We start from the raw sequence: 24,387 nt of genomic DNA on the forward strand, positions 1-24,387 counted from the left end.
ACCAAATGCGTGAAGCAATGCCTTCCACGCTCTCATTTGATGATTTTCTCGCTGCCTGCCAGCGTCCGCTTCGTCGCAGCATCCGCGTCAATACGCTGAAAATCTCCGTTGCCGACTTCCTCACTCTGACAGCACCTTACAACTGGTCGCTCACTCCGATACCCTGGTGCGCTGAAGGTTTCTGGATCGAACGCGATGATGAAAAGTCAGTACCGCTCGGCAGTACCGCGGAACATTTAAGCGGCCTGTTTTATATTCAGGAAGCCAGCTCAATGCTGCCGGTCGCCGCGCTGTTTGCCGATGGTAACACTCCAGATCGCGTGATGGATGTCGCGGCAGCCCCCGGCTCCAAAACCACGCAAATTGCCGCAAAAATGAAAAATCAGGGCGCGATTCTGGCAAATGAGTTTTCCGCCAGTCGCGTCAAAGTCCTGCATGCCAATATCAGCCGATGCGGGATAGCCAATGTCGCGCTAACCCATTTTGACGGGCGGGTATTTGGCGCAGCGTTGCCAGAAGCCTTCGATGCCATTTTGCTGGACGCGCCGTGTTCCGGTGAAGGCGTGGTGCGTAAAGATCCCGATGCGCTAAAAAACTGGTCGCCAGAAAGTAATCTGGAAATTGCCGCAACCCAGCGCGAACTTCTCGACAGCGCCTTTCATGCCTTGCGTCCCGGCGGCACGTTGGTTTACTCGACCTGCACGCTGAACCGTGACGAAAATGAAGACATTATGCAGTGGCTGATTGAGACCTACCCGGACGCCGTCGAGTTTTTACCACTGGGCGATTTATTCCCGCAGGCTGAACGCGCCCTGACCCCGGAAGGATTCCTGCATGTGTTCCCGCAGATCTACGATTGTGAAGGTTTTTTCGTCGCGCGTCTGCGCAAAACTGCCGCGATCCCTGCACTACCGACGCCAAAATACAAAGTCGGTAACTTCCCGTTCAGCCCGCTTAAAGGGCGTGAATCCGCGCTTGTCACTCAGGCCGCTAACGCCTGTGGATTGCAGTGGGAAGACACTCTGCGCCTGTGGCAGCGTGATAAAGAGATTTGGCTATTCCCAACCGAGATTGAACCCCTGATCGGCAAAGTCCGCTTTTCCCGACTCGGCATCAAACTCGCTGAAACGCACAATAAAGGGTACCGCTGGCAGCATGAAGCCGTCATTGCTCTCGCCAGCACAAATCACAGCCATGCGTTCGAACTGACCCTTGCCGAAGCCGAAGAGTGGTACCGCGGACGGGATGTCTACCCGCAGACCGCACCGACCACCGACGATGTGCTGGTTACGTTCCAGCATCAGCCGATTGGCCTGGCGAAACGTATTGGATCGCGATTAAAGAATAGCTACCCGCGCGATCTTGTCCGGGATGGCAAACTCTTTACAGGATAACGCACGTTTTTACTGGCGCTTTTGCTAACGTTGACTACGCTGAAAAATGGACGGCCTAACTGGTCGTACCACAACCAGCAAATAAACGGAGAGCACGATGATGAAAACCAGTGTGCGCATTGGCGCTTTTGAAATCGACGACGCCGAGTTACATGGCGAATCGCCAGGGGACCGAACGTTAACCATTCCATGTAAATCCGATCCGGATTTATGCATGCAACTTGATGCCTGGGATGCCGACACCAGCGTCCCGGCCCTTCTTAACGGAGAACATTCAGTTCTATTTCGCGAGCACTACGATCGTAAGTCAGATGCCTGGATCATGCGCCTTGCCTGATTCAAAAAGAACCCGTCGCCAGACGGGTTATTTCTTGGTTAATTTCCCTCATCTATCAACATCTTCTACACTACAGGTATGGCTTTACCATTTGAGGATGGAATGTTCACGCTGGTTCTTTTTGTGTGCTACCTGGGTGGCGGTTGTGAAGATATCGTTGTTGATGTCTACAAAACTGAGCAGCAGTGCCTGATATCGATGGACGATCAGCGTATTCGTAACGGCGGATGTTTACCCGCGGATGACTACATAGACAGCTTCTGGCGTCCGGCCCAGGAATACAGCGATTTTTGATTATTGCAGTTGCACCAGCGTCAACTCGCCACCAAACACCGCACCGGTATCAATATAGTGCAGATTCTCGTGGTCCAGTCGCTGACGCAGAGGCGTATGGCCAAACCAAAAGTGATCCGCGCCGCGAATGCCGTTGCCTTTATTCATCAGCCTTGTGCGATCCCACAGTACCCGCTGTAAATCGACCTCTTTTTGCCACTGATAATTATCATCAGGGTAATCTGCGTGAGCAATAACGTGTATGCCGTTCTGGCAACGCAGCTCCAGAATCCAGGGTAATTGCCGACACGTTTCAAGAGCGGTTGTCGCCGCTGGCTGCTCCGCCTGCGCAAACCACGAACCGCCATTCATAAACCACAGGAATTGCTCCCCGGTTGCCAGCGCGTCCAGCCCCATCTGTTCATGATTCCCTCTGACCGCGATAATCCAGCGTTTACGCAGTAGTTTCAGGCAACGCAAACTGTCAGGTCCGCGGTCGATAACATCCCCCACTGAAACCAGCAGGTCCTGCCACGGATCAAAATGACACAGGCGCAATTTCGCCATCAATAATGAGAAGCAACCGTGGATATCCCCGACCACCCAAACATGTCGCCAGCGCGTCGCTTCCACTCTTTGATAAGCATTGTCAGGCAGTCCCATTTGACCTCCTGTACACAGTTCTCATGCAACTTTAATTTTAGCAAATACATCAGAAAGGCGGGGACGTTTCTATTTATATCCGAGACATAATTATTTATGGATATGTAATCGGGCATCCATTTTAATCCCATTCGCTGTAATAACGACAAGTGGTGTTGGCTTTAAATCGTAACAGTCAAGTATTCGTGAAAGTAAGTCATGAGGAACCTCCGATGAAGCCATAGCTTTCATGACAAACGATTTATCATTAATGGTCCTTAGAAGCAGGCTATTAAAAACTTCTTGTTTATATGCATTGAATTCATAATAACGCCTGGCTGGTGATGCTGCCAACTTACTGATTTAGTGTATGATGGTGTTTTTGAGGTGCTCCAGTGGCTTCTGTTTCTATCAGCTGTCCCTCCTGTTCAGCTACTGACGGGGTGGTGCGTAACGGCAAAAGCACTGCCGGACATCAGCGCTATCTCTGCTCTCACTGCCGTAAAACATGGCAACTGCAGTTCACTTACACCGCTTCTCAACCCGGTACGCACCAGAAAATCATTGATATGGCCATGAATGGCGTTGGATGCCGGGCAACCGCCCGCATTATGGGCGTTGGCCTCAACACGATTTTACGTCACTTAAAAAACTCAGGCCGCAGTCGGTAACCTCGCGCATACAGCCGGGCAGTGACGTCATCGTCTGCGCGGAAATGGACGAACAGTGGGGCTACGTCGGTGCTAAATCACGTCAGCGCTGGCTGTTTTACGCGTATGACAGGATACGGAGGACGGTTGTGGCGCACGTCTTCGGTGAACGCACTCTGGCCACACTGGAGCGTCTTCTGAGCCTGCTGTCGGCCTTTGAGGTCGTGGTATGGATGACGGATGGCTGGCCGCTGTATGAATCCCGCCTGAAGGGAAAGCTGCACGTAATCAGCAAGCGTTACACTCAGCGCATTGAGCGACATAACCTGAATCTGAGACAACATCTGGCAAGGCTGGGACGGAAGTCACTGTCGTTCTCAAAATCGGTGGAGCTGCATGACAAGGTCATCGGGCATTATCTGAACATAAAACACTATCAGTAAGTTGGAGTCATTACCAACCATCTGAGTCATTCATATATCCATTCCATCTTTAATAATTTTATCGCTATAACCCGTTCATAATAAATCATAATCCTTAGATTATTACCAATTAACTTTATCCGATATCCCCATGGCTATGAAAAAATTAATATACTGTCATTTTCAATAGTACAACATTTAAATCATATCCATCTGCCACGTTACGAGAACATTTGCATAAAGGGATGCAGATAGCACCGAGTCCAAGACCAAAGTGAAAAATGACAGAAAAGTACTTGGATATGGGGGCAAAAATGTTTAGATTGTTGTAGCAGGCATAAAATGCCGCACAAAGAATTTCGTGTGTTTTGGCACCGTGCATTCTAACCTTTTGGTTTATAAAGTACACAAAAAGAGACCGAATACGATTCCTGTTTTTTCCAAAATTATTTTTTCTCATTTATTTTCAATGCAATAACCGACCACCAGTATTAAAAACGCACAAATAAAGGTGTATTTTCAGGCACTAAAAATCATATAGTTAGCCAAAATTTCGGACATATTCGGACCAGTTTCGGACAATTTTTTCCGTTTTATAGCGAACGTACTGACTCCAGCAAACATGAGAAGGAACAGATAAGCCGTACTGTTCAGGAAATGTTTGAAGAGGCTGAGTTCTGGCTTATTTCTGAGTAATATGAAGCGAGGCGCGCACTCTAATCATGTTATGAATCGACCCGTAGCCTGAACTTTCCAGACAATGGCTACGGTTTTTTAACGATTCGTCAGGCACACTAGTCCTGTTTTTCAGGTGGTGTATTGCTTACTTTTTCAACGCATCAAGCTGTGCTTTCAACTCCTTTACTGCCCCGATCAAGTCAGACACCAGGGCCAGATACGACACGTTAAGGATAGGGTTTTCCGGGTCCTCACCTCCCGCCTTAAACACATATAGTGGGTCCACTTCCTGGAGTTGCTGGGCTATAACCCCGCGGTCTCGTCGGCCATCCCCTCGCCATGTGAACTCGTAAGACTCTATCCGGCTGACACGGTCCAGGGCGCCTGTTTGTGCTGCAGTTGCTTCTTTTTTCAGGCGTCCATCCGAACCTGACGGCAATATCGCCCCATTTGCGGTATTGATTCCTCCGGAACCATTCACAAAAAGCCAGTACTTTGTATAGCCAGCCCCGTCAGAGCAGGTCAACATTGGGCCTGCTGAGTCTGCCGTCCCTGCAGAACCAATGTAACCACCGAACGCCATGTTTAATGTGAACTGGCTTCCCGTACCTCCTGTTTTCTGTATGGTTGCCATCCCCGCAGGCGCAAATACCCGGCTCCCGGAGTAGATATGCTTTATATTAAAGGGCGCGGCTTTGATTGCCGGTGTGGCTTCCGTAATAACCGTCGTTGGTGCGGAAATATCGCCTTTCATACTAATGGCGAATGTCGCGGTATTTACTGATGCTATGCACTGAGAGAAGTCGGATAAATTACCGAGTGCAGCTGCTGTGTCATGGGCCTGCTGCGCACTGGTAGCCGCCTCTCCCGCTTTTGTGGTTGCGGTCGATGCACTGGTGGCTGCCTCTCCGGCTTTCGTGGTTGCAGTTGAAGCACTGGTAGCCGCCTCTCCCGCTTTCGTGGTTGCAGTCGATGCTGCTGTTGAAGCTGTTGATGCGCTTGCCGCTGCGGCCGTTTTATCGACAGCAACTTGTCCCGCATCAGCTGATATCTGGTCAGCCAGGGACTGCAGGTGGTCGGGGTCTATTTCTTTAAGCAGGTCGGTTATCTTTTTCCAGCTTGGTCCGGAAAACTGAGAGCCGTCAGGCAGCATCACAGTAATATCACCACCGGTGCTGAACACCATTTGCCAGTTCTGCTTGTCGTAATTAAGCCCACGAAGCGCCTCAGTTGTCTGCGCAACCAGCGCAGCGGTCACCTGGTTCTGGGTGGCTCGTGGAACAGCATTCCACGCAGAGGATGCTTGTGACGGGCCGGGATACTTGCTGATCAGGGTGATTTGAGTGTCACTGTCGATCGTCTTTACTGGCAGTGTGTAAGTAATACCGCCGACCGTAACGACAACAAAATCACCTGCAGCTAACTCAGTGGTGAAAGTGGTGTCAGTTCCGGCAACCGAGGCTGAGTTATTGTTAAGGGTTAAGGTTCCTGCTGACATGGGTTTTCCTCAGTACATGTTCGGAATAATGAGAATGGGCATGGTGATATTTCTGTTCCGGCTCATATCCCATGAACCGGAGTTGTGGTTAGCAAAAACTTTGTTGTAGGCTGACCTGACATTACCACCGGACATCACGACCCCCTTCGTCCGTATATTTCCGTAACCACCATCCATACGGACCTGCACGCCGGTATAGACTATCTGGCAGAACCCGCCGCCAATATTCTGGAAAGCATCGGTGATCTGGATTTGTCGGTCATACACAAAGGGGCGTTTCAGCGTGGAGAACGTGACCTGACCTGCCGCGTTGGTCATCGTAATACCGTCTCCGCCGACTGGTGCTGTCTGGTTGAATATCACCAGGTCTATCGTCGCCGTTCCGGCCACGTCGTCCCGCCCTGTGTAGGAAATATCGCGAACGATGATACTGGTGCCATCAAACCCCACCGACACATTCGGGTTATCCCATTTGCCGAAAGGAATACCGCTGACCGGAAGCGTAGCGCTGCCGCTAACCGTAATGCGCCCGGAATAAGCGCAGGTCATCAGCGCCGCCTGATTGGATATAGCGGTGAAGTCAGTCGAGTTTGAGACCAGTAATCCTTCGTTATACGTCGCCGCAGGCAGCAGCTCCATAACGTAGCCTGACCAGTCAGGGACAATGCTTTTCCCACCGATTGTCTCAGCCCCGATAATCACCCCTGAATCACCGTTTCGGGTGACGCTGCTCATTATGGCCACATCAAATTCAGCAAAGGAATAGATGTAAATGGGATTGGTTGGCACCACGATAGCCTGTGAACCAGGAACAAGCGGTGTATTGACCGGGTACTGCATAAACTGGGATGACCAGCCTGAGAACGATGTACAAAAACTGGGGGCGCGAAGCCCCGCAGTAATTGCCATCACCGGACGGCCATCGTTGTAATCAATCAGAATACCTTCCGGCATTATGACCACCTCCCGACGACAACCCGTCCACCACCAGACAAATTGACGGTCACACCATTACCGTTGATAACGACTGTGTTATTCGTACCGTTAAATGCAAACTGGCCACTGTTTGCGTAAAACTGCCCATGAAATTCACAGTCTCCGTTTTTATCGACATTCCACCCAGCACCAGAAGGACCAGGAACGAAAGATGTGGACCGGATATAGTTGCCAATTTTGGCATTAGTAATACTCCCGTCCTGAATTAGCGCATCACGGATAAATACTTGCCCGTTATAGACAAAAAATGCAGCAGTGTAATTCCCCGGATCACTTCCGGAATAAATACCAAACTGGTCAGCAGCAAAAACCACTGTGGATTTATAGCTGTTCCCCGATGGCTCAATCGACATACCGAACCCGGTGCTGTATTTCACTCCATTCCTGACAATGCCGAGATTAGTGACATAAGAAGCTTTTGCCGTTCCATCAATATTTACTTCGGCGGTAAGTTTCTGGTTAACCGCAGCCGTCAGACTGCCTTCTGGTCCGATTGATGCCTGAACATAGGTGGACAGGTCAGCGAGTCCCTGCTCGGCTGTAGCAACGGTTGTTTTAACCACCAGGATGTCAGCACGAACTTCGCCATACTGAACCCACTGGTGTTCAACAGTGCCATGATTTGCCAGCGCATTTTCCATAATGCCTTCCAGGTTCGTATCGACACCGGCCTTAACGTTCTGGAACGCATCTGATTTCTGAATGCCATCATCAATGAGGTCCATGAGACTGCCAGTGTCCATAGAGCACAGCGCAGGTACTTCGACAAAACCGGATGCACCAAAGGCGTTAATTGTCCGGATATACCAGTAATAGGTATGTCCAACCTGTAGCTGATTGCTGGTCCAGGTGGTTCCCATCCCTTCACGGCTGGCATTCGCTTCCACGGTGGCTGTTGAGGCATCAGGCAGCTTCGTTTCTCCTGACGTCCAGAAATCAAACTGTGTGGAAACACTGGTAATTGCCGCCAGACGCGGGATCAGCGTGACCGCAAAGAAGCCCTGCTCAATATCAACATGGGAAGGTGCTGGCGGGGCTTCAATACTGAATTCAAGATACCCTTCCGGCGACTCTGCCCCCATCTGGTTTACGGCAATAACGTGGGCTGTGTAGGTATTTTTTGGTAACCCGGTAAGACGCGTGAACGTTCCCGGAACCTGGACGGACATAACCATTTGACCATTGCGACGAATGATCACTTTGTTGTAGACCACCTGCCCGATATTCTGCCAGGACAAAATACCCTGTACGACCTGACCAATTTCCTCTACGGTGTATTTCAGGTTCTGCGGCTGCGCCACGCCGCCTGATGGCAACTGAGTAAACGGCGGTCGCTCGATCGGTTTACCGATGGCATCGCCCCAGACATCTGCTATTTCCTGCTTCAGTGTCAGTTGTACGCCATTCTGAACGCCGAACTTCCAGTCAGTTACCCGCATCTCAACATTCACGATACCGATAGACGGGAAATTCACCTTCACATACATTCCCGGGCGGTAACGATACCCGCTCAGGTTTAACGTAACGTTCATGGTTCTGGCGATACGGGTGCGCTTTAACTTCACGTCTGCCAGACGCTGGGCCTGAAATTCAGAGGTCACAAATCGCAGCTTCATATCCTGCGATATTTCCACGCCGTCTTCCGTCACCCATTCACTGACAGATACAGAAGGGAAATCCGCTTCGGTATACCCCTGCTGCGGATCGACAAATGTCCCCTTGATAGTGTTAACACGTTCCGCCTGAGAGACTTCCGGCATGATTTCGATATCACCGGCCAGCTGGCTCTCAGTGATCACCTCTGTCGCAGGGCCATAATAAGCCCCGACCAGAAGGCCATGTTTGCCCGCGGTATACGTTACATCCCCGGCGCAGGCTGCCAGCATCCCTTCCAGAATACTGACCTTGTTTTCACTGAGATCGAACTCACCGTTGATGGTATATCGCTTCTCAATGGTATTACCGCCAGTAATCACATCCTCATCACAGATGTTCGCCGCTTCCTTAAACTGGTCCCAGAGAATATCGGTATCGGGTACTTTCAGGTAATTGCGGTAATAGTCCAGGATAACCAGCGCCGCATTGTTGCTGTAACCCGTCAACCCGGTGCGGGGGTCATAAATAGCCCGCCCCTGTTTTTCGACCTTGATGTTAGGGATGCCTGCCGGGAATTTTTCAGCATTGAATTTAAGGGATACACGCAGCCAGGTGAGTCCTTTACCGATCATGTCTTCTTTCCATGACGGGCAGTTTTCCAGCATGTAGGGGTCCGCCGTCTGGCGGTTGGTGTGCAGCTCGAAAAAGGCATGCTCAGGATAGCTACTGATAGGCTCATCACCCAGCCAGACAGTCTGTACACCGGATAACGGATGTCCTGCCAGGGCAATGGCCAGATGAAGCATTTCGCCATCATCCTGTTCGCCAGCCTGTTCTTCGGAAAAGAACAGAGTGCCTGCTGATGTGGAGCGACCATACACAACGGTTTTGGCACTGGCCGCAGCGCGCAGAACCTGTTTGCGTTCAGACGTATCACGGTAGGAATTCAGCGACGGGGTCTTGGTCAGCGCCTGAGTGGCAATCTGTGCGGCGACGGTGATAACCATCGCAATGGCATACATTTCATTTGCCGCCGCCACACCTGCGGCAATGGTGGCAACAATAGGAACAGCAGCAGGCATTAACGCACCCTCCAGACACTCAGCGGTTTAACCCGCAGACTGACAAGACCATTTTCGCCAGGAACCCATACCACGCCGGAATACACCACCCCGGCACATCGCGCCCCGGCATTTTCAACCACGGCAATATCCCCTCGCTGCGCCAGCTTCACCGGCACCTCATCGAGATAACGGGCCAGCACCTTTTCAAGCGAACCGCCACCGCGCAATATCGCCTTTTTCGCCCCATGCTCGCTGTCGTAGGTTCCGCGCCAGCCTGCCGCAAAATCCTCGCCGCACATGGCCTGAGCGCAGTCCGCCGCGAACAGGCAGCAGTCATGAATGCCCCATAAAAAAGGCCGCTTTTCAGCGGCCCTTATTACGGTAATTAATCTGTTATGCCAGTCCGGATGCTTCATGCTTCCTCACTTATAGGTAAATCCTGGTGCATCTTTTTTACTGCCCCAGTAAATCGAACGTTCAGACATCTGCGCCACATACCGGAATATGCGGTCACCGGGATAAGCGGCCTGCTGCGATTCATCGGTATAGCGATCGGGGAAAGGACGCTGCCAGTCTTCAAAAATATTACTGATGGTGTACTGCAGGGCGTTCGTCCCGCCAGCGGTCGCCCCCGTACTGGATACCCTCCCTTTGAACAGGAGATCGGCAACCTGGACAACACCGTTATCATCCATGGCCACCAGATAGATTTCGGCATTTCTGCCCACGCATCGCTCATTCAGCGTGGTGGCAAAGAGGGCCATATCCAGGCCTGAAAGGGTCATTTTGACCTGGGTCGGGCTTGTTGTGCTGGTTTCACTGGCATCATCAACAGAACCCATGCGCCCCATGCCGTAATAGACATAGCCGCCGAGAACCAGTGTCCCGGTACCGGAATGCACATAGACGGTACCGGATTCAAACTGAATATTAGCGGCAATCGCGACCGTCACCCTGTCGCGGGATAACCAGTCCACCATCGAATCCGAAAAGGGGGAATACAGCATTAAAATGCCTCCTCAAGCTCCAGCGCGTAACTGGTAAAAACACCCGGCACACGATTACCTGCACCCTGCTGGTTATCTTTCAGTTTGAAAATACCGTAGGGTTTCGCAACTTCAATGGCAGCATTAGCAGGTGGCGAGCTACGTAACATAGGCGCAAAGGCAATCATTGCGGTACCGTTCGCCGCGCTCGTCACGTCGGCTGTAACCATCTTCAGCTCGTCGTTAACAGTGAAGTAATCTCCCTGTCTGAGAACCACTGCTCCCGGTGTCCAGCCCTTACTCTGTAGTTGAACTCCCGTCTGATCTGCCCCATCAACAACGGGCGCACCAGCAGGCGCTCTGCCACTTCTGCCCCAGTCACGGACTTTTACCCTGCCATACTCGCCATCGAGCGAAGCCACCAGAGCATCAATGCGCCTGGATTTTTCGTCAGTCAGGTTATTAAAAGTCAGAGAACATACCCAGCGGGTACCGGGGAAGCGTGCTGTCTGCGATGAGCCATTGAATGGGGAGCGAAAGGTTTTGGTATTACTCTCAGGTCGCCATGTCAGCGACGCGGGACAGACATCTTCCGGCCATTCGAGTACAGCCATAGATTCTCCTGCATTATTCTGCGCACGGGGGCGCTACTGATCATTTGTCAGGATGTTACTGATTTACATACCTGGTTATGGTTGTTACTCAGCCCGTCAGTAGTGGGATACTGGCGCACTAAAAAAGGGAGGGATGGCTGATTACCTCTGACAAGGAATTAGAAAATGGATCAACCAATAAAGTTTATTGAAAAGCTGGAAATTAGTGCTAACACAAGTAACCTTGAGTCTCTTGGCGCTGAAATTGTTGCACTAAAGGTTGCTGTTGGCCTTATTTTTCAAAAGTTACAAGACCCAATGAGAGAAGCTTTTCTGAAAGAATTAAGGCAACTTAATAATCCAGCAATGAACGACCTAGCAAAACAACTCGAACAATTTCGCATTTAATTCATAATGCCAAATTGTGATGAGTGAAATGCTACTTTTAATTCAGCGGTCTGTTTCTGGGCCGCTTCAATAATCTTCGCGATAACATTTTGAGCATATTCTTTTGCCCGCTGATTGTACCCTTCCAGCGTAAATTCTGGCGTTAAGTCTTCGCTGTACTGAATGGTAGCGACGTTTTCTTTGCCAATTTTCACTGACACGTTACTGCCAATGCGCTGCGTAGATGACATCGTCAAATTTTCTCCGAAAGAAATTCTTACTCCTTTTTCTTTCGGAAACCCTACTTTAAATTCAAGTGACTCAACTCGTTGTTCTAAAGTCATAACTGTCCCCCGCCTTTCGGCTTAATGAATATTAATAATGCATTACACGCCAAGTAAGCGCCGCGCCTGGCCGCGATTTGAAAAATCATTCAAAATATCCTGTCTGGCCTGTTTCGCACCGTCATTCGCGCCCTGTCGCGCAGCTTCCTGCATAGCCTGCTTCAGTGCCGCATCCCCGTTACCAGATATGTTGAAGTGCTGATGAATAATCGTATCACCGCCACCTGACGTGGAACCCGGACTACCAACCATGCGAACACCCAGCGAACCATCAGCTGATCGTGTCAGGGGCATAATGGCTTCCGGCCCCGCCTCCCCCATAAGCCCAGCGCCTTTTGCAAAAGCAAAATATGTCGGTGTGCTAACAATACTGTTGCTGTAAGCGCTCAGGCTTTCAGAAGCATATGCGCCACCTTTCGCATTCAGCTTTATGCCAGATGCGGCCGAGTTATAAGCGCCTGAAGGAGTGCTGCCAGATGCAGCGCCAGCACCCGCTCCAAACATGCCGCCGATTGAACTGAAAAAACCGCTGTTACTGGCAGAGCGTAAAGAATCCACCAGCATCGCATTTAGGATAATTTTCTGCATAGACTGAAGCACCGAACTGGCCCAGTCTTCCCAGTCAACCTTATTACCGGCCAGTGCATCAGAAATGTTACCCACCAGCCCGGACATTGCGTTATTCACCAGGTCAGCAGACTGAGATGCGTAATCAGAAGCAGTGTCAGCCCAGTTTGCAAAACCTTCACGCATACCCGTTGTCCAGTCACTGCGCTGAGCGTCAGAGGCTGAGTAGTAAGCTTCCTGATCTCGTAACCGTTCATCGAGATAACGTTTATTCAGTGCCAGTTCCTGACGGTATAGGTCTTCAGAAATATCACCTGACTGGTACTGGCGCTGCAGATCAACGTTCTTTTGCTGAAACTCTTCCCGGATACGCAGCACTTCCTGCATCCGTTCACGCATTCGGCTTCCCTGACCATACCCGGTAAGTTCTGCCTGGTTAGATGCCCTGGCACTGGTATTCGAATCAGCAAGGTTAGCTTCATACGCCGCTAATTGTTCGCGGATTTTTTGCTGATCAATCAACGCTGCATTCTGCAATAAGGTTTGTTTTTGCGCTTCGGTGAGAGAAGTAAGCTCCCCCTGGCTAACCTGATATTTCAGTTTTGCCAGTTCGGTATTCTGACCAGCCAGAGCGATTTGCTCTTTCTGCTGCTTAATGAGTTTGTCGTAAGTATCCGCTGTTTTTTCGGCTTCTGTTTTTCCACCTTTTGCTTTCGACTTGTTAGCCTGATTATTCCGCCACTCTTCTAAGCCATTGTTAATTAACTCCTGACGGCTGGTCTGGTAACGAGGGTCATTAGAAGCGAAGCCAAGATCATCAGCAGAATAACTTAATCGTAAGCGTTCTCTCTCCTCACCTTTACGGCGAGATAATTCAAGTTCACGCCTACTTTTTTCAATCGCATCCACCTGTTTAGTATTTAGGTCAGCCTGAGGTGACCTTAACGGAGAGTTAACCAGTCCCTGGCGAGACATAAGCAGTGCATTTCCCAACCCTAGCAGACGGTTAAACTCTGTATGCTGGCCGTTCATAATTAATAATGACTGATAGGCTGAATTCTGTTCTGCTGCCTGCTGACGTATAAGCGCAATACGACGATGCTCTACCCCCTCAAGAACCTCCTGAATAGACTGCGATTTAGCCTGCATCTGTGCCAGGCGTTCTTGCTCAATAGCTAAAGCATTAGTGGCATCAGAAAGACCTCGAGTGGCATCATCTATGCTCTTAAGATGGTTAACCATGTAACCTGCAACTGTAGGGCCAGGGTTAGCCAACATGTGCTGGTAACCGGAAATTTCTTCCCGTAACTGCCTAACCTTTTTTGCCTGCTCATCAATAAGCCGGTTTTGCTCGTCTAATGCCTGCCTGGTCTTGGCTTCATTATCTGAAGCCTCAGGTAATGACATGGTTTTTGTTTTAGAGCGTATCTGATCAATAGTATTTGCATAGTCTTGTGCGGATCGGCGAGCTTGCTCCTGATTCTGGTACATGGTGTACCATGCACCAGCTCCCAGCATAACCAAACCAGGAATCCCGCCAACCAACCCAAGAGCGCCCCCCATCAACCGAGAGCCTAATGATGTCACATTATTTAGGGCTTCCTGCGCTGCGGTCCTTGCCGAAATATTTCTGGTTAATGATGCTTGAGCATCAGATAACCTTTTCTCCGCTGCTGCCTGAGCATCAGTTCCCCTGGTAGCAATTAAAGCTTGTTGTGCCCGATACACAGCTGCACGAGCGCGAGCCGTGGATATTTGAGTACCTCTAACTTGCGCTTCAGCAAGCGCAATCTCACTCTTTGCTGCATTTAATAACCCTGATGTTGCTGAAAACGCTCCTGATGCCATGTCTCCAAACCAACGCGCTGCGCCAACAGCAACAAGAACACCTGCGGCAGTTGCAACTTCATCAATATTATCTGCAATCCCATTTAATGCGCCTGTCAATGTCCGGCTAACACCACTTGCTTCATTTGCGCCGCCAACCCAAGCCATAAAAGCGTTTTCAATTTTTGTTGTTGCCGCAGATACAGTCTGCGGCATTTCGTTGTATTCTTCACGAAGTGATCCGAGCTGGCTGATTAATGCCGGAACAACCTTGTCAGCAGTAAGTTGACCTGCATCAGCCATTGCTTTTAAGTCTTTCCTAGCGACCCCCATCCCAGAGGCAAGAGCCCTGATAACACGATCACCATTCTCATTAACTGAGTTAAATTCCTCACCACGTAAAACCCCCTGAGCTAGTGCCTGGCTGAATTGGGTAATAACAGAACTCGCCTCTGCTGTGCTTGCGCCAGAAAGCTTCAATCCGGTAGAAATAGCCTCAGTAACATTTAATACTTCTTCGGAGCTATAGCCGAATTCACGCATTGATGCAGCTGAGCGAGCAAACAGGTTTGCGTTATCTGAAAATGCGGTTCCTGTTCGCTGGCTAATATCCATCAGAGAGCGTTGTGACTGGTTGAAGTCATCAGTTGATTGCGAGGCCTGTTTCAATCGTGCATTAACCGAACTCCATTCATCCGCAAGGGATATCAGGTGCCCAGTGGCGTATGCACCAGCGAAAGCACCAGCAAGCCCCATCGCAGAGGATTTTGCAGAATTAAGTTGGTTCGTTACTTCTGCCAGAGCTCTCTGCGTCTCTCTTGATGCAGCGGCCGCCTGACGACCACCATTCTGCATGGTTTTGTAATAATCCTGCCCCATACGTGAAGCGCGAGAAATTTCTGTCTGGAAAGATTGTGAATTTGCGGATACTTTAATAATCAGTTCTCGCAAGGTGGCCATTATTCATTCTCCAGAAACAAAAAAACCGCCGAAGCGGTTTGTATTATTATTTTTCCCAGACTTTTCGTCGGGCTTCCTCAAGATATTCTTCATCGGTTTTTGTGGGATGATCACTTGATAACAAATCACTACCACAATGCTTGCATTTGATGGCTTCTTTTTTTATTAATTCAGCACAGAATGGGCATTTTTTCATACCATCAAATTCCAGCTTCTCTTTTTCTTCAAACTGTACATCTTTTTTAATAACTAAAGAGTGAACTAAGGCAACAATGAATAACAGAGCCCCATAAATCCACCACCCCAAAAAAGAGCGACCCTTGCTACTTGCAATCAATGCAGGTATTAGACCAATAACAATTGAAATAAGTAAGATTTCCATGACTTTCCCCTAAACATCATCAATGAGGTAAATCCTATTATCTTACTGAATAAATGTCACTGAGTTGCTGCTGTTAATGCAGCCTCAAGCCCTGCAAACGGATCCTTCGGTGCTGATTGTTCATCACCACCCCAGCGCAGGATCGCATCGTCCAGCGGTACTTTCGCCCCCTGTGAGCCGTAGATAGCAGAGACGATCTGAGCTGCCTGAATATCACCACGAATATCGCCGATGGGGCTTTGTCTGTCGAATTCAATCCACATCAGCAGCTCGCTTGCCGTCATGGTCTGCCGAAGCTCTGAGAGCGTGCGCCCCATGCGGAGCGCAAGCGCCATCAGAAACTTTACGCCGGGGGTTGCGACTTTTCCCGCGCTTCGTCCGCGCTGTTGATGAGGTCAAGCGCCTGTTTGAGAAGGCGTGAGTGAACGGGCCCGTAAATTTCACGAACCTGGTCTTCTTCATCGACGCTGAATACCGGTTGCTTGTTGGTATCGCAAAGGACATCAATGAACAACACCACGTCAGCACAAAGATTACGGTGTGCTTTTTCTGATACAGACACCTCGCCTTCTTCATCAGCGCCAGATTTTGCAATTTCCTGCCAGCGTAGCCACCCTTCGCCAGAAGGTTCCCGCAGAACAACCTTTACACCGCCCCATTCAGGGACCGTAATGATTTTATGACGAAAGCCTGACATCTTAGCCAGCGCCAGTTCTTTAAGACTCTTAGCCATTTTTTATCCCTGATTTAAGAAGATGAATTACGCTACCGTTACGACGCAGGTTGCTGAAGTAACTTTTCCCGCAGGCGTGGAAGCGTCGGTAACTTCACAAACGTAATCACCGGCATCACCCGCAGCAGCGTTTGCCTTATTGAACGTTGCTGTCGCCTGTCCACTAACCGCGCTGCCGCCTTTCTTCCAGACGTAGGAATAAGGTGCTGTTCCTCCAGCCGCTACAATCGTCAGTGACAAGGCCGCACCAGAGGTAACGGATTTGGTGTCAGGCAGATCGGTGGTAAGGCGCAGCGCGTTATCAATTTTCGTCGGCTTACCTTTCAGGCGTAGCGAGAACGTTGCGGCCACCACGCTGTTTGTCCCTGAAGACCAGGTGTGCTGACGAACTTCAGACAGGAACTGGAAGCCAATACCAGAGGGGAAGACAATCCGAAAACCATACGTGGTGTCGTTATCGTAAGCTTCACGCAGCGCATCCTGTGCCGGGTTAACATAAAAGTTACCGGACATAGAGATTTCTGACTGAGCGCCCAGGCCGTTGATGTTTTCCTGCTCGGTGGAGCACAGAGTGGTGACATCAATGTCCTGCTTCTGACCACCAGTAAACTGGACCTCTTTGATAGTACAGTGCAAATCCAGCCATGTTGCAGCACCAATCGTATCCAGTGTCGCTGGCGCAGAGGTGATCTGAATTTTTGTACCCTGCGATTTTTCATACAGTGAGGACATATTTGTCTCCTGAAAATAGAAAACCCGCCGTAGCGGGTTTGTGAGTTAATGGATTTGTCAGACAGTGACCTGAAATTCCAGCGTCGCCCGGTAATACCGGTTCTCTGGCTCATAACCAGGGGTTTTGCTTATATTGGTGGGATTGAGTGGCTTAACCACTTGAAGCGCTATATCACGAAGATTTCGCGCCTCTTTAAGAGTCAGTGAGTAAACGTCCACCTGGATTGATATCCCGGATTCGGCCTGACCGCAGAGAACGTCGGCGGTCACATCAGAAATAAGCGAAAAAATCACCCAGGGCGGCGATATCGAGGGCTGACCATCACTGCCGAGCGGCGCAACGTAGGGATAAACCTGCCCTCCGGCCAGCGGTTTCAGCAAAAGATAAAGGTCATCTTCCGTCATTTGCTCAGCACCTCATCAATAGCCTGATTCATGCGTTTCATGGCAACCTGCGCTGCAAGTTCTTCGCGGGTATCAAATGCAGGACGGACAAAAGGATGTGGGGGCATATTCACTGTGCCCATTTCGACAAATCGCCAGTAAAACGCGTTACGTCGATCGGAGGCTTTCATTGAATTATCGCTGTTACCCGTTCGCATGTTTCGACCACGAATATGAACACCGGAAGAGATATCACCGCGTTTTCTGGATCGCTGCGTCAGCACCACAACGTTTTTCTTCAGTTTACCGGTTCGCTCAGGCGCCCTTGCTATCACCTCGTCTTTCAGAACCTCAGCCCCAGCTCGAGTGGCATCACGCAGGACTTTGTTGTTTTCGGCGCGGCTCAGTAATTCCAGATCGCGGGAAATCGCTTCAAGGCCAGAAAAATCCAGACTGATATCAATCATTTTTCCGCTCCATTTTTACAGAGTATTTCCAGCCTGGTGGCTTTACTGTCGGGTATGGGAGGACCAATGATATTCAGTACCGCGCCTTTGAATGGCCCTGTCAGCACCTTTAATCTTGATGCAGCAGTCACATCACGCCGGAAACGGACCCACACCCGGATCGTTGCCTGCGCCGTTTCAGCGCCTGATTGCAACTGCTCCCTGCCACTGATCCCCAGCACTTCCGCCCAGATAGTTTTCCCCTCTTGCCACTCCTCAACCGGCTGGCCTGTCGTATCGCGAAAAGAAGCAAAGTTCAGGATAGTAACGCGATGGCGTAATCGACCTGCCTGCATAATCCCTCCTTATGTTCCCGGGTGCTTCCGGTGCGGCCCCAGGAGAGCCTGAACACCAAACGGCAATGTGCTTGTAATATTGCCAATATTTACCGGCTCTCTGTTCTCATACCAGTGGCTGACAAGAAGCATTAACGCCAGCTTGATATCGTCGCTGATGATGATGCCATCAGGGTCACTATCCGGGATGCTAGTATCGTATAGAGCCCTGTTTACAATTTTCTCAGCATGGGACTTTGCTGCACTGAGATATATCGCCAGTGTCTGATCTTCAGAAACATCATCGCTGTCTATCCGGCATTGCTGCCGTAATTCGGCAATAGACGGTTTCATTTGGCCTTCCCACGTTTTGTTTTCTCTGGCTCTGGCTCTGGCTCTGCAGGAACATGATCATCGCCATCACCAAATTTGATAATACCGAGTTCGGTAGCAATTTCCTCAGCGCGGACAGGTAGCTCACCGTCCGAATACACCCCAGCGGGAATGGATTCGACAATACAACCATCTGGGGACCACTTAAGTTCACGCAGTAATTCAGGCATATATCACCTCGAAAATCGGGGCCGAAGCCCCAGAGAATTAAGCGCCAGTGCCGATCTGCAGCAGTTTAATGGCCTGAGAATCCACCAGCATTCCCCCGGTGCGTTTGGTGGTATAGAAACCAACGAATGGTTTTTTGGTGTAGGGGTCACGAAGAATACGGGTGCCAATGCGGTCAACAATGGTGTAACCACGCTTGAAATTGCCAAATGCAATTGCTTTAGCGTCAGCAGCGATATCCGGCATCTGTTCGTTCTCTGCCACACCATAACCAACCAGAGATGAAGGCTGACCCAGTTCCAGACCTGGACGCCACAGGTAGTTGCCTTCTGAATCTTTCAGGATTCGGATAGCAAACAGGCTGTTGTTGTTCATCATGAACTTCGCGCCATTGCGATGCACTTTGCGCAGCGTGTAGACCAGTTTGATGATCGCATCAGCCGTTACACCCGTCGCAGCGCCAGAGAGAATGTGCTGGAGAGTACCAAATGCACGAGTCTTGTCCGGATCAAGCGTGGAGGCGTATGCCAGAAAACCTTTCGGCTTCTTCGTCCCGTTCCCGCTGGTAAAGGCGATTTCTTCCTGCTCTGCAAATTCAATTGCCAGTTCGCTGTTGATCCAGTCTTCGACGTTGAAGAAAGCATCGTCCAGCATGGTTTGAGTGGCCTGCGGGTTACCGTAAATTTCCCCCATGAACGGCTCAATCTGGCCGAGCTTAGACGCATCGGTTTCCGGGCGGGCATCCGTTTCACCAACCCATCCCGAAGCCGTACCGCCGAGATTAACCAGTTTTTTATAGTTAGCGCCGCCGACTGTAATGGTTGTCGCTTCCTGGCGCATCACCACTTCATCTTTCAGAAGATTAAGGATCGTGCGATCCAGCTCTTCCGGCACAGCATAACCACCATCTTCATCCACACCAACCTGCAGAGCTTTGCGTTCAAGTTCGCGGAGCCCGTCATCTTTACCTTTACGCATAAAACCAATGAAGGCGGTTTTATGTTCGCTTGCGGCTTTGCTCTGAGAACCACCGGCTGGACGTTTAACCTGCTTCAGTTCCTCTTCCAGCGCAGATTTAAGTTCATCCAGTTCAGACAACTTGCCGTTTAAGGTTTCAACCTCTCCCGCCAGCTTGCCCTTTTCCTGTTCAACTGCTTCCAGGCGCTTATCGTTCTTTTCTTTGAACGCATCAAACTTCGCCTGCAGTTCCTGCGCGACCTGCTCTACGTCTTTAACGTCAACTGACATAATTAACTCCTGATTAAAATTTGATGTTTTTCAGTGCATCCAGTGCGGTACTCACTTCATCAACATCACGCTGTGAAAGTGAGCTATAACCCCCGGCCATGAATGCTTTAGCCTGGGTGCGTGAGAGCCCAACATCGCGCAGGACTCGTTCAATACTTTTTTGAGAAGGGATTTCTCCGCGGGAAAATGCGCTTTTGACATCACTTACACGCGCTTCATCGTTCGACGGAAACGTGACGAGACTGACTTCCCACAGGTCGATCTCTTTGAGAAGGAACACGCCCTTAACACGGTCATATTCCCAGTCTTTCTGCATGTAACCAATAGAAAGGCCGGTTAAAGAACCGGCCTTCATGTGGGCGTGTGCGCGTTTCGAAAGAGGATCGTCATCAATGAGTAACCGGCCTTTAACATAAAGGCCAACCTCATCCTCTTTCATCTCAGTGTAAATACCGATGGGTTCATCCATACGGTGCTGCCAGAGTAATGCAGGGAGAGCATTCTTTTCTTTCCATGCCTGAAGGGAGGCCGAAAAAGCGCCTGGCACGACAACATCATCGTAGCTGTCCTTTACGCCAAAAACAGAGCCATAGCCTTCAAACTCCCCGCTGTCGCTGACAGACTTTAGCTGTAGCGGAATATCCAGCCGCTGTTTAGTCATCGGCATTATGTTGTTCCTCGGTTGTTTTGTTCTTGCTGCTGTCTGACGGCTTCGTCGTCATGTTCATTGGCGTAAGGTAAATATCTCCGCCTGCGCGTGGGTTAAGTTCTTCAAGTTCCCGGCAGTCATTTGGTGAGTAAATACCCCAGTTAATGCCTGTTGAATACGCCTCAAATCGCGACTTCATATCCCCGCGCAGCAATGCGCCGGCATTGAATTTTGCGTAGTACACACCCTGCTTTGATTCCTTCACCAGCCCGATGTTGATTCGCTGCTCTATGCGGGTCATATACGGAACCAGCGAATAATTGATAAACCCCATGCCGAGATTTTCAATATTGTTAAACGTCGAGCGATCAGTGTTCTGCACCATGTGCATCGGGACCCGGAACAGGCGGCATATCTCCTCAAGCTGGAATTTTCTGGTCTCAAGAAACTGGCTGTCCTCAGCATTGAGTCCCATTGATTTCCAGTCCAGTCCCATTTCGAGAATCATCGGTCTGTGCGCGTTGCTCAGCCCGAGGTGGCGATCCTCAAAATCTTTTTTCAGCCTCGCATAAGCCTCATCGGTCAGCGTTTGCTCAGTACGGAGTAAACCAGAGGTAACCGCGCCATTTGAAAACAACCGCGCACCATGCTCCTCTGTTGCCATTCCCAGAGATATTGCCTCTCTTGCGTAAGCAACAGGATTCAGTCCCACCAGCCCGTCAAAGGTAAGCGTCCTGACATGCCAGATATCATCCTGCCCAAGCACATCTGTTGAGCCATCGGGGAATGTTACCTGGTAAACCGGTTGCCACTGGCTGTTAAGCTTCGGTTCCACGCATCCAGGATCAATGGGAAGAAGTTCCACCACCTCGCCAAGCGCCTTTACTTTGTAGGCGTAAAAATTACCACGAAGACAAAGACAGACAATGACCAGTTCCCAGAATTCCTGGGGGGTCATGTAATCATTTGGCTTCATCGTCAGTAATTTATGCAGCCTTTCGGAAGTCGCTTTTTGTTTACTGTTTCCGGTTACCTTGTAAAGGTTACAGGGCAGCATGCCCATCGACTCAGCAAGAACACGGATGCAACCGAAAACCGCTGTAAGCCGCATGGCTTTCTGGCTGCTTACCCTTTTCCCTGTATAGGTGTCGTAAGTCATTCCCACTGCTTCAGCGAGTTCTGCCGCAGTAGTGACAGGGGCATCACTTTTTTTGAACATTCCGGGGAAAAACATCAGTCAGTCCCTCCTCGCAATGTTTTCCCGGCCAGCGAAAGCGTGCGGGAAACCAGCCATGACCAGATAAGGCAAAGCATACCGGCACTGATTAAACCTCCTGGCGGATAAATCATCCATACACCAAACGAAAGCAAAATAGCGCCCATCACCCCGATCAGCGGGGCGAGAATCATCAGGATCATAACTGCCTCTTTATAATGAACGGACGCCGTAACTTTCCAGATGGTCAGAGAGGCTGTCCTGTTGTTCGCCGCCGTTTACAAGCATGCGGCTCATTGCGGTAAACAAGGCGGCAGGCCCGTCTATTTTCGCTTCTGGCGTGGATTTGTTCGGAAAAATATTGTCGTTTTTGTCAGGCTTGACGGTGACGTTAGACATCATCCAGTTCATAACCGGATGATTGCTGTGATGAAAACGCCCGCCATAAACCAGAGACTCCACCTCTTTCATTGACTCAGAAAAGTTTCTGACCGTCTGCGGAACCTCCACCAGCGGAACGCCCTCTTCTGCCAGAGCCAGGCTAAACTGCGTTGCGCTCCACGGGTCGAACCCCGTTTCCTTCAGGTTTTCGCCGCTAATCCATTCCAGAAAATCAGCTTTAATCTGCGCATGATCAATAACATCACCATCGGTCAGTTCCAGCTTCCCAAGCTCAGCCCATTTGCGATACATCTGCGCCATTTGAGCGGAACATTTTTCCAGCCGCCCTTCGGGTAACCAGAATTTAAAGTCTGCATGCGCGTGACCGTTGTCTGCCCGCCAGAGTTTTACTGCTGCGCAAATATCAATCTTATGGGCCAGATCCACGCCAGCCCACATCGGGTAGGTTTTCAGCTCATGACGGGGGGCTATAAACTCACATTTTTCCCACTTAATCATGTCCATCCAGGCTGACTCAGCGGTCACCCAGATATTCATGTGTTTGGTGAAAAAGTTAACCCTGGCGGAAACCTGTTCTTTGGCCTTCTTAGCCAGGCGGCGAAGGTCATCCCAGCGCTTACAGATACCCAGCCCGGGGTTAGCCTTTTGCCAGACCGTTTCATCAAACGGATCATCATCTTTATCCAGGGTGAAGATGATGGCGAAAAAGGTATCATCCTTAACCGCGCCTTCCACTTCGCTGTTATAGCCACGCAGCACCTTAATGGCATAATCGCGCAGCTCGTAACAAATCCCTTCTTTATTAAACCCAGCTGTCGTCATGCCAAACAGAAGAGACTGCAATCGTGCGCCGGTTGCAGTCTCCAGAACGTCCCAGACATCACGGGTTTTATGCGCATGAAGTTCGTCGACGATGCCACAATGGATGTTGAGGCCATCAAGATTGTTGGCATCAGAAGATAGCGGTTCAAACTTGGATGCTGTCTGCTCCTGGTAGATCGCCAGTTTATTGAATTCAAACAGTCGCCCAAGTGTGGGTTTCGCTTTTTTAACCATGTTTTTCGCATCTTCAAAAACGATGCGAGCCTGATCCCGCGTTGTCGCTGCGGAATAAACCTCTGCCCCGCCCTCACCATCGGCGCCAGCCATATAGAGACCAACGCCAGAGGATAATGTCGACTTGGCGTTTTTACGGGCTACCTCGTTATATGCCGTGCGAAACCTGCGGACCATCACAGGACGGCCACTGCCATCATTACGCAGCACGACTTCGCCTGTTTCTTCATTTACCAGTGGGATAACAAAACCGAAGATGTTGATCAGAATGAAAACATGCCAGTCCATCAGCTCAATCGGCTGGCCTGCCAGTGCTCCTTTAACATGAGGCACGAATTTATAAAAATTGAGGATATGTTGTGCGCGGGGCTCGCTGAAATAGATGCCACGTTCTTCACCGTGCTTCAGATCATCAAGAAATCGCTGACAGGAAAGACGGACAAATTCACAGGCAATAACCTCCCCGGCAACGACGCGTTCGGCGTAACGTATGCCATCAGTAACTTTTGCCATCAGTCCCTCGAATTAAGAAATTGACTTAACAGATCATCATCGTCTGGTTTGTCTTTACTGACCTTAGACCTGCTGGAAGGAGTCATACCAAACTCCGCTAACATCGCGCGGAGTCGCTTCCAGGCATCAGCTTTCATCATGGCTGCAGGATGCGGCTTGATCATGCGTATTTCTCGTTCTTTCCCTTCATCAGCATCATCATCGCTGTATACCGCATAGGTATAACCTTCCCGATCCAGCGTTTCACAATGATGGCGGTATTCCGTATATGCCTCTACCAGCAACTCCAGAGCCCTGGCATCCAGCTGAGATATGACGCCAATGGCATCAAGTTCTTCAGCCATCCGCTTAAACCAGTACTTCCCCTGCTTGTCGAAATGCTTGGGAACTGGGGGGACCCCTTTAGCTGGCTGTGGCTCATTTTTGTTGATTGGTCGTTTGGATGGGTTACCCCTCACCAAACGCAGATGGGTAGGGGTTTTCGGCGGTCCTGACATAATCGAAAACTCCTATTAA

At 50.1% G+C, this 24,387-nt stretch carries 29 protein-coding genes and 1 pseudogene; 6 read left to right on the top strand and 24 right to left on the bottom strand.

The window, feature by feature from the left end; genetic code table 11:
* Positions 1–5: 5 nt before the first annotated feature.
* The 3 genes from rsmF to HV302_RS14540 all read left to right on the top strand — a co-directional run bounded on the left by rsmF (position 6) and on the right by HV302_RS14540 (position 2,025).
* A complete protein-coding gene (rsmF, locus tag HV302_RS14530) occupies positions 6–1,394 on the top strand; it encodes a 16S rRNA (cytosine(1407)-C(5))-methyltransferase RsmF (RefSeq protein WP_032947083.1) in 1,389 nt (462 codons plus the stop codon).
* Positions 1,395–1,494: 100 nt separating this feature from the next.
* Entirely contained in the window at positions 1,495–1,731 is a 237-nt protein-coding gene (locus tag HV302_RS14535) for a YebV family protein (RefSeq protein ID WP_029139506.1), read from the top strand.
* Positions 1,732–1,833: 102 nt separating this feature from the next.
* The gene (locus HV302_RS14540; RefSeq protein WP_016152779.1) at positions 1,834–2,025 is read left to right on the top strand and encodes a YebW family protein; all 192 of its coding nucleotides are present in this window, start codon (positions 1,834–1,836) and stop codon (positions 2,023–2,025) included.
* On the opposite strand, the gene pphA is transcribed toward HV302_RS14540, so the two are convergent.
* The gene (gene pphA, locus HV302_RS14545; RefSeq protein WP_047358581.1) at positions 2,026–2,667 is read right to left on the bottom strand and encodes a protein-serine/threonine phosphatase; all 642 of its coding nucleotides are present in this window, start codon (positions 2,665–2,667) and stop codon (positions 2,026–2,028) included.
* A gap of 374 nt (positions 2,668–3,041) precedes the next feature.
* On the opposite strand from pphA, the gene HV302_RS14550 reads away from it, so the two are divergent.
* Together HV302_RS14550 and HV302_RS14555 are read left to right on the top strand one after the other, a co-directional pair.
* Positions 3,042–3,739, top strand: a protein-coding gene (locus tag HV302_RS14550; protein ID WP_223429336.1) for an IS1 family transposase whose coding sequence is annotated in 2 segments (ribosomal slippage) — positions 3,042–3,291 and positions 3,291–3,739 — 699 coding nt in all. Because the reading frame shifts where the segments join, the coding sequence is not laid out codon by codon here.
* Between the two features lie 585 nt (positions 3,740–4,324).
* A pseudogene (locus HV302_RS14555) lies at positions 4,325–4,414 on the top strand (DinI-like family protein); the annotation flags it as partial.
* Positions 4,415–4,541: 127 nt separating this feature from the next.
* Here the strand turns inward: HV302_RS14555 and HV302_RS14560 are convergent.
* From HV302_RS14560 to HV302_RS14585, 6 genes are read right to left on the bottom strand one after another with little or no spacing between them, the layout of a single operon-like run.
* Complete coding sequence (locus HV302_RS14560; protein WP_181626110.1) at positions 4,542–5,894, bottom strand: tail fiber domain-containing protein; 1,353 nt, start codon at positions 5,892–5,894, stop codon at positions 4,542–4,544.
* A 9-nt stretch (positions 5,895–5,903) separates the two neighbouring features.
* Complete coding sequence (locus HV302_RS14565) at positions 5,904–6,848, bottom strand: DUF6453 family protein (protein WP_181626112.1); 945 nt, start codon at positions 6,846–6,848, stop codon at positions 5,904–5,906.
* On the bottom strand, positions 6,848–9,568 hold the full coding sequence (locus HV302_RS14570; RefSeq protein ID WP_181626114.1) for a phage tail tip protein J-related protein: 2,721 nt from the start codon (positions 9,566–9,568) through the stop codon (positions 6,848–6,850). The genes HV302_RS14565 and HV302_RS14570 overlap by 1 nt, the downstream gene beginning before the upstream one ends.
* Positions 9,568–9,966, bottom strand: coding sequence for a DUF6950 family protein (locus tag HV302_RS14575; protein WP_085048936.1), 399 nt, complete (start codon positions 9,964–9,966; stop codon positions 9,568–9,570). Before HV302_RS14575 ends, HV302_RS14570 begins: the two co-directional genes overlap by 1 nt.
* Positions 9,967–9,972: 6 nt before the next feature.
* Positions 9,973–10,557, bottom strand: coding sequence for a hypothetical protein (locus HV302_RS14580; protein ID WP_048217931.1), 585 nt, complete (start codon positions 10,555–10,557; stop codon positions 9,973–9,975).
* Complete coding sequence (locus HV302_RS14585; protein WP_181626116.1) at positions 10,557–11,150, bottom strand: hypothetical protein; 594 nt, start codon at positions 11,148–11,150, stop codon at positions 10,557–10,559. Before HV302_RS14585 ends, HV302_RS14580 begins: the two co-directional genes overlap by 1 nt.
* A 165-nt stretch (positions 11,151–11,315) precedes the next feature.
* On the opposite strand from HV302_RS14585, the gene HV302_RS14590 reads away from it, so the two are divergent.
* Complete coding sequence (locus HV302_RS14590) at positions 11,316–11,537, top strand: hypothetical protein (RefSeq protein ID WP_137346294.1); 222 nt, start codon at positions 11,316–11,318, stop codon at positions 11,535–11,537.
* Here HV302_RS14590 and HV302_RS14595 read toward each other — a convergent pair.
* From HV302_RS14595 to HV302_RS14675, 17 genes are read right to left on the bottom strand one after another with little or no spacing between them, the layout of a single operon-like run.
* On the bottom strand, positions 11,534–11,860 hold the full coding sequence (locus HV302_RS14595) for a hypothetical protein (RefSeq protein ID WP_181626118.1): 327 nt from the start codon (positions 11,858–11,860) through the stop codon (positions 11,534–11,536). The genes HV302_RS14590 and HV302_RS14595 overlap by 4 nt on opposite strands.
* A 42-nt stretch (positions 11,861–11,902) precedes the next feature.
* Entirely contained in the window at positions 11,903–15,214 is a 3,312-nt protein-coding gene (locus HV302_RS14600) for a phage tail tape measure protein (RefSeq protein WP_181626120.1), read from the bottom strand.
* 46 nt (positions 15,215–15,260) lie between these two features.
* Complete coding sequence (locus HV302_RS14605; protein WP_016150476.1) at positions 15,261–15,596, bottom strand: zinc ribbon domain-containing protein; 336 nt, start codon at positions 15,594–15,596, stop codon at positions 15,261–15,263.
* 56 nt (positions 15,597–15,652) lie between these two features.
* Positions 15,653–15,931 carry a phage tail assembly protein T gene (locus tag HV302_RS14610; RefSeq protein WP_016150477.1) on the bottom strand — a complete coding sequence of 93 codons (279 nt, stop codon included), beginning with the start codon at positions 15,929–15,931 and terminating at the stop codon, positions 15,653–15,655.
* An 8-nt stretch (positions 15,932–15,939) separates the two neighbouring features.
* Positions 15,940–16,329 (bottom strand): phage tail assembly chaperone, encoded by a 390-nt coding sequence (locus HV302_RS14615; RefSeq protein ID WP_016150478.1) that lies wholly within the window; start codon positions 16,327–16,329, stop codon positions 15,940–15,942.
* 27 nt (positions 16,330–16,356) lie between these two features.
* On the bottom strand, positions 16,357–17,061 hold the full coding sequence (locus HV302_RS14620; RefSeq protein ID WP_181626122.1) for a phage tail protein: 705 nt from the start codon (positions 17,059–17,061) through the stop codon (positions 16,357–16,359).
* Positions 17,062–17,118: 57 nt separating this feature from the next.
* Positions 17,119–17,466 (bottom strand): tail completion protein gp17, encoded by a 348-nt coding sequence (gene gp17 / locus HV302_RS14625; protein WP_115602184.1) that lies wholly within the window; start codon positions 17,464–17,466, stop codon positions 17,119–17,121.
* Positions 17,463–17,912 carry an HK97-gp10 family putative phage morphogenesis protein gene (locus HV302_RS14630; RefSeq protein WP_016150481.1) on the bottom strand — a complete coding sequence of 150 codons (450 nt, stop codon included), beginning with the start codon at positions 17,910–17,912 and terminating at the stop codon, positions 17,463–17,465. The genes gp17 and HV302_RS14630 overlap by 4 nt, the downstream gene beginning before the upstream one ends.
* The gene (locus tag HV302_RS14635) at positions 17,909–18,247 is read right to left on the bottom strand and encodes a phage head closure protein (RefSeq protein WP_048997964.1); all 339 of its coding nucleotides are present in this window, start codon (positions 18,245–18,247) and stop codon (positions 17,909–17,911) included. Before HV302_RS14635 ends, HV302_RS14630 begins: the two co-directional genes overlap by 4 nt.
* Before the next feature lie 9 nt (positions 18,248–18,256).
* Positions 18,257–18,580, bottom strand: coding sequence for a head-tail connector protein (locus HV302_RS14640; protein WP_048221283.1), 324 nt, complete (start codon positions 18,578–18,580; stop codon positions 18,257–18,259).
* Positions 18,577–18,789, bottom strand: a complete 213-nt coding sequence (locus HV302_RS14645) for a hypothetical protein (protein ID WP_181626124.1) — start codon at positions 18,787–18,789, stop codon at positions 18,577–18,579. Before HV302_RS14645 ends, HV302_RS14640 begins: the two co-directional genes overlap by 4 nt.
* 37 nt (positions 18,790–18,826) lie before the next feature.
* Positions 18,827–20,035, bottom strand: a complete 1,209-nt coding sequence (locus tag HV302_RS14650) for a phage major capsid protein (protein ID WP_136346201.1) — start codon at positions 20,033–20,035, stop codon at positions 18,827–18,829.
* A 13-nt stretch (positions 20,036–20,048) separates the two neighbouring features.
* Entirely contained in the window at positions 20,049–20,702 is a 654-nt protein-coding gene (locus HV302_RS14655; protein ID WP_181626125.1) for an HK97 family phage prohead protease, read from the bottom strand.
* Positions 20,689–21,918: a phage portal protein gene (locus tag HV302_RS14660; protein WP_181626128.1), complete on the bottom strand. Its 1,230-nt coding sequence runs from the start codon at positions 21,916–21,918 to the stop codon at positions 20,689–20,691. Before HV302_RS14660 ends, HV302_RS14655 begins: the two co-directional genes overlap by 14 nt.
* Positions 21,918–22,103 (bottom strand): hypothetical protein, encoded by a 186-nt coding sequence (locus tag HV302_RS14665; protein WP_008323320.1) that lies wholly within the window; start codon positions 22,101–22,103, stop codon positions 21,918–21,920. Before HV302_RS14665 ends, HV302_RS14660 begins: the two co-directional genes overlap by 1 nt.
* A 10-nt stretch (positions 22,104–22,113) precedes the next feature.
* Positions 22,114–23,871: a terminase large subunit gene (locus tag HV302_RS14670; RefSeq protein ID WP_181626130.1), complete on the bottom strand. Its 1,758-nt coding sequence runs from the start codon at positions 23,869–23,871 to the stop codon at positions 22,114–22,116.
* On the bottom strand, positions 23,871–24,368 hold the full coding sequence (locus HV302_RS14675; protein ID WP_181626132.1) for a phage terminase small subunit P27 family: 498 nt from the start codon (positions 24,366–24,368) through the stop codon (positions 23,871–23,873). The genes HV302_RS14670 and HV302_RS14675 overlap by 1 nt, the downstream gene beginning before the upstream one ends.
* Positions 24,369–24,387 lie beyond the last annotated feature (19 nt).

Origin of the sequence: Citrobacter sp. RHBSTW-00859, from assembly GCF_013729795.1 — a bacterium.
Classification (GTDB): Bacteria; Pseudomonadota; Gammaproteobacteria; order Enterobacterales; family Enterobacteriaceae; genus Citrobacter; species Citrobacter braakii.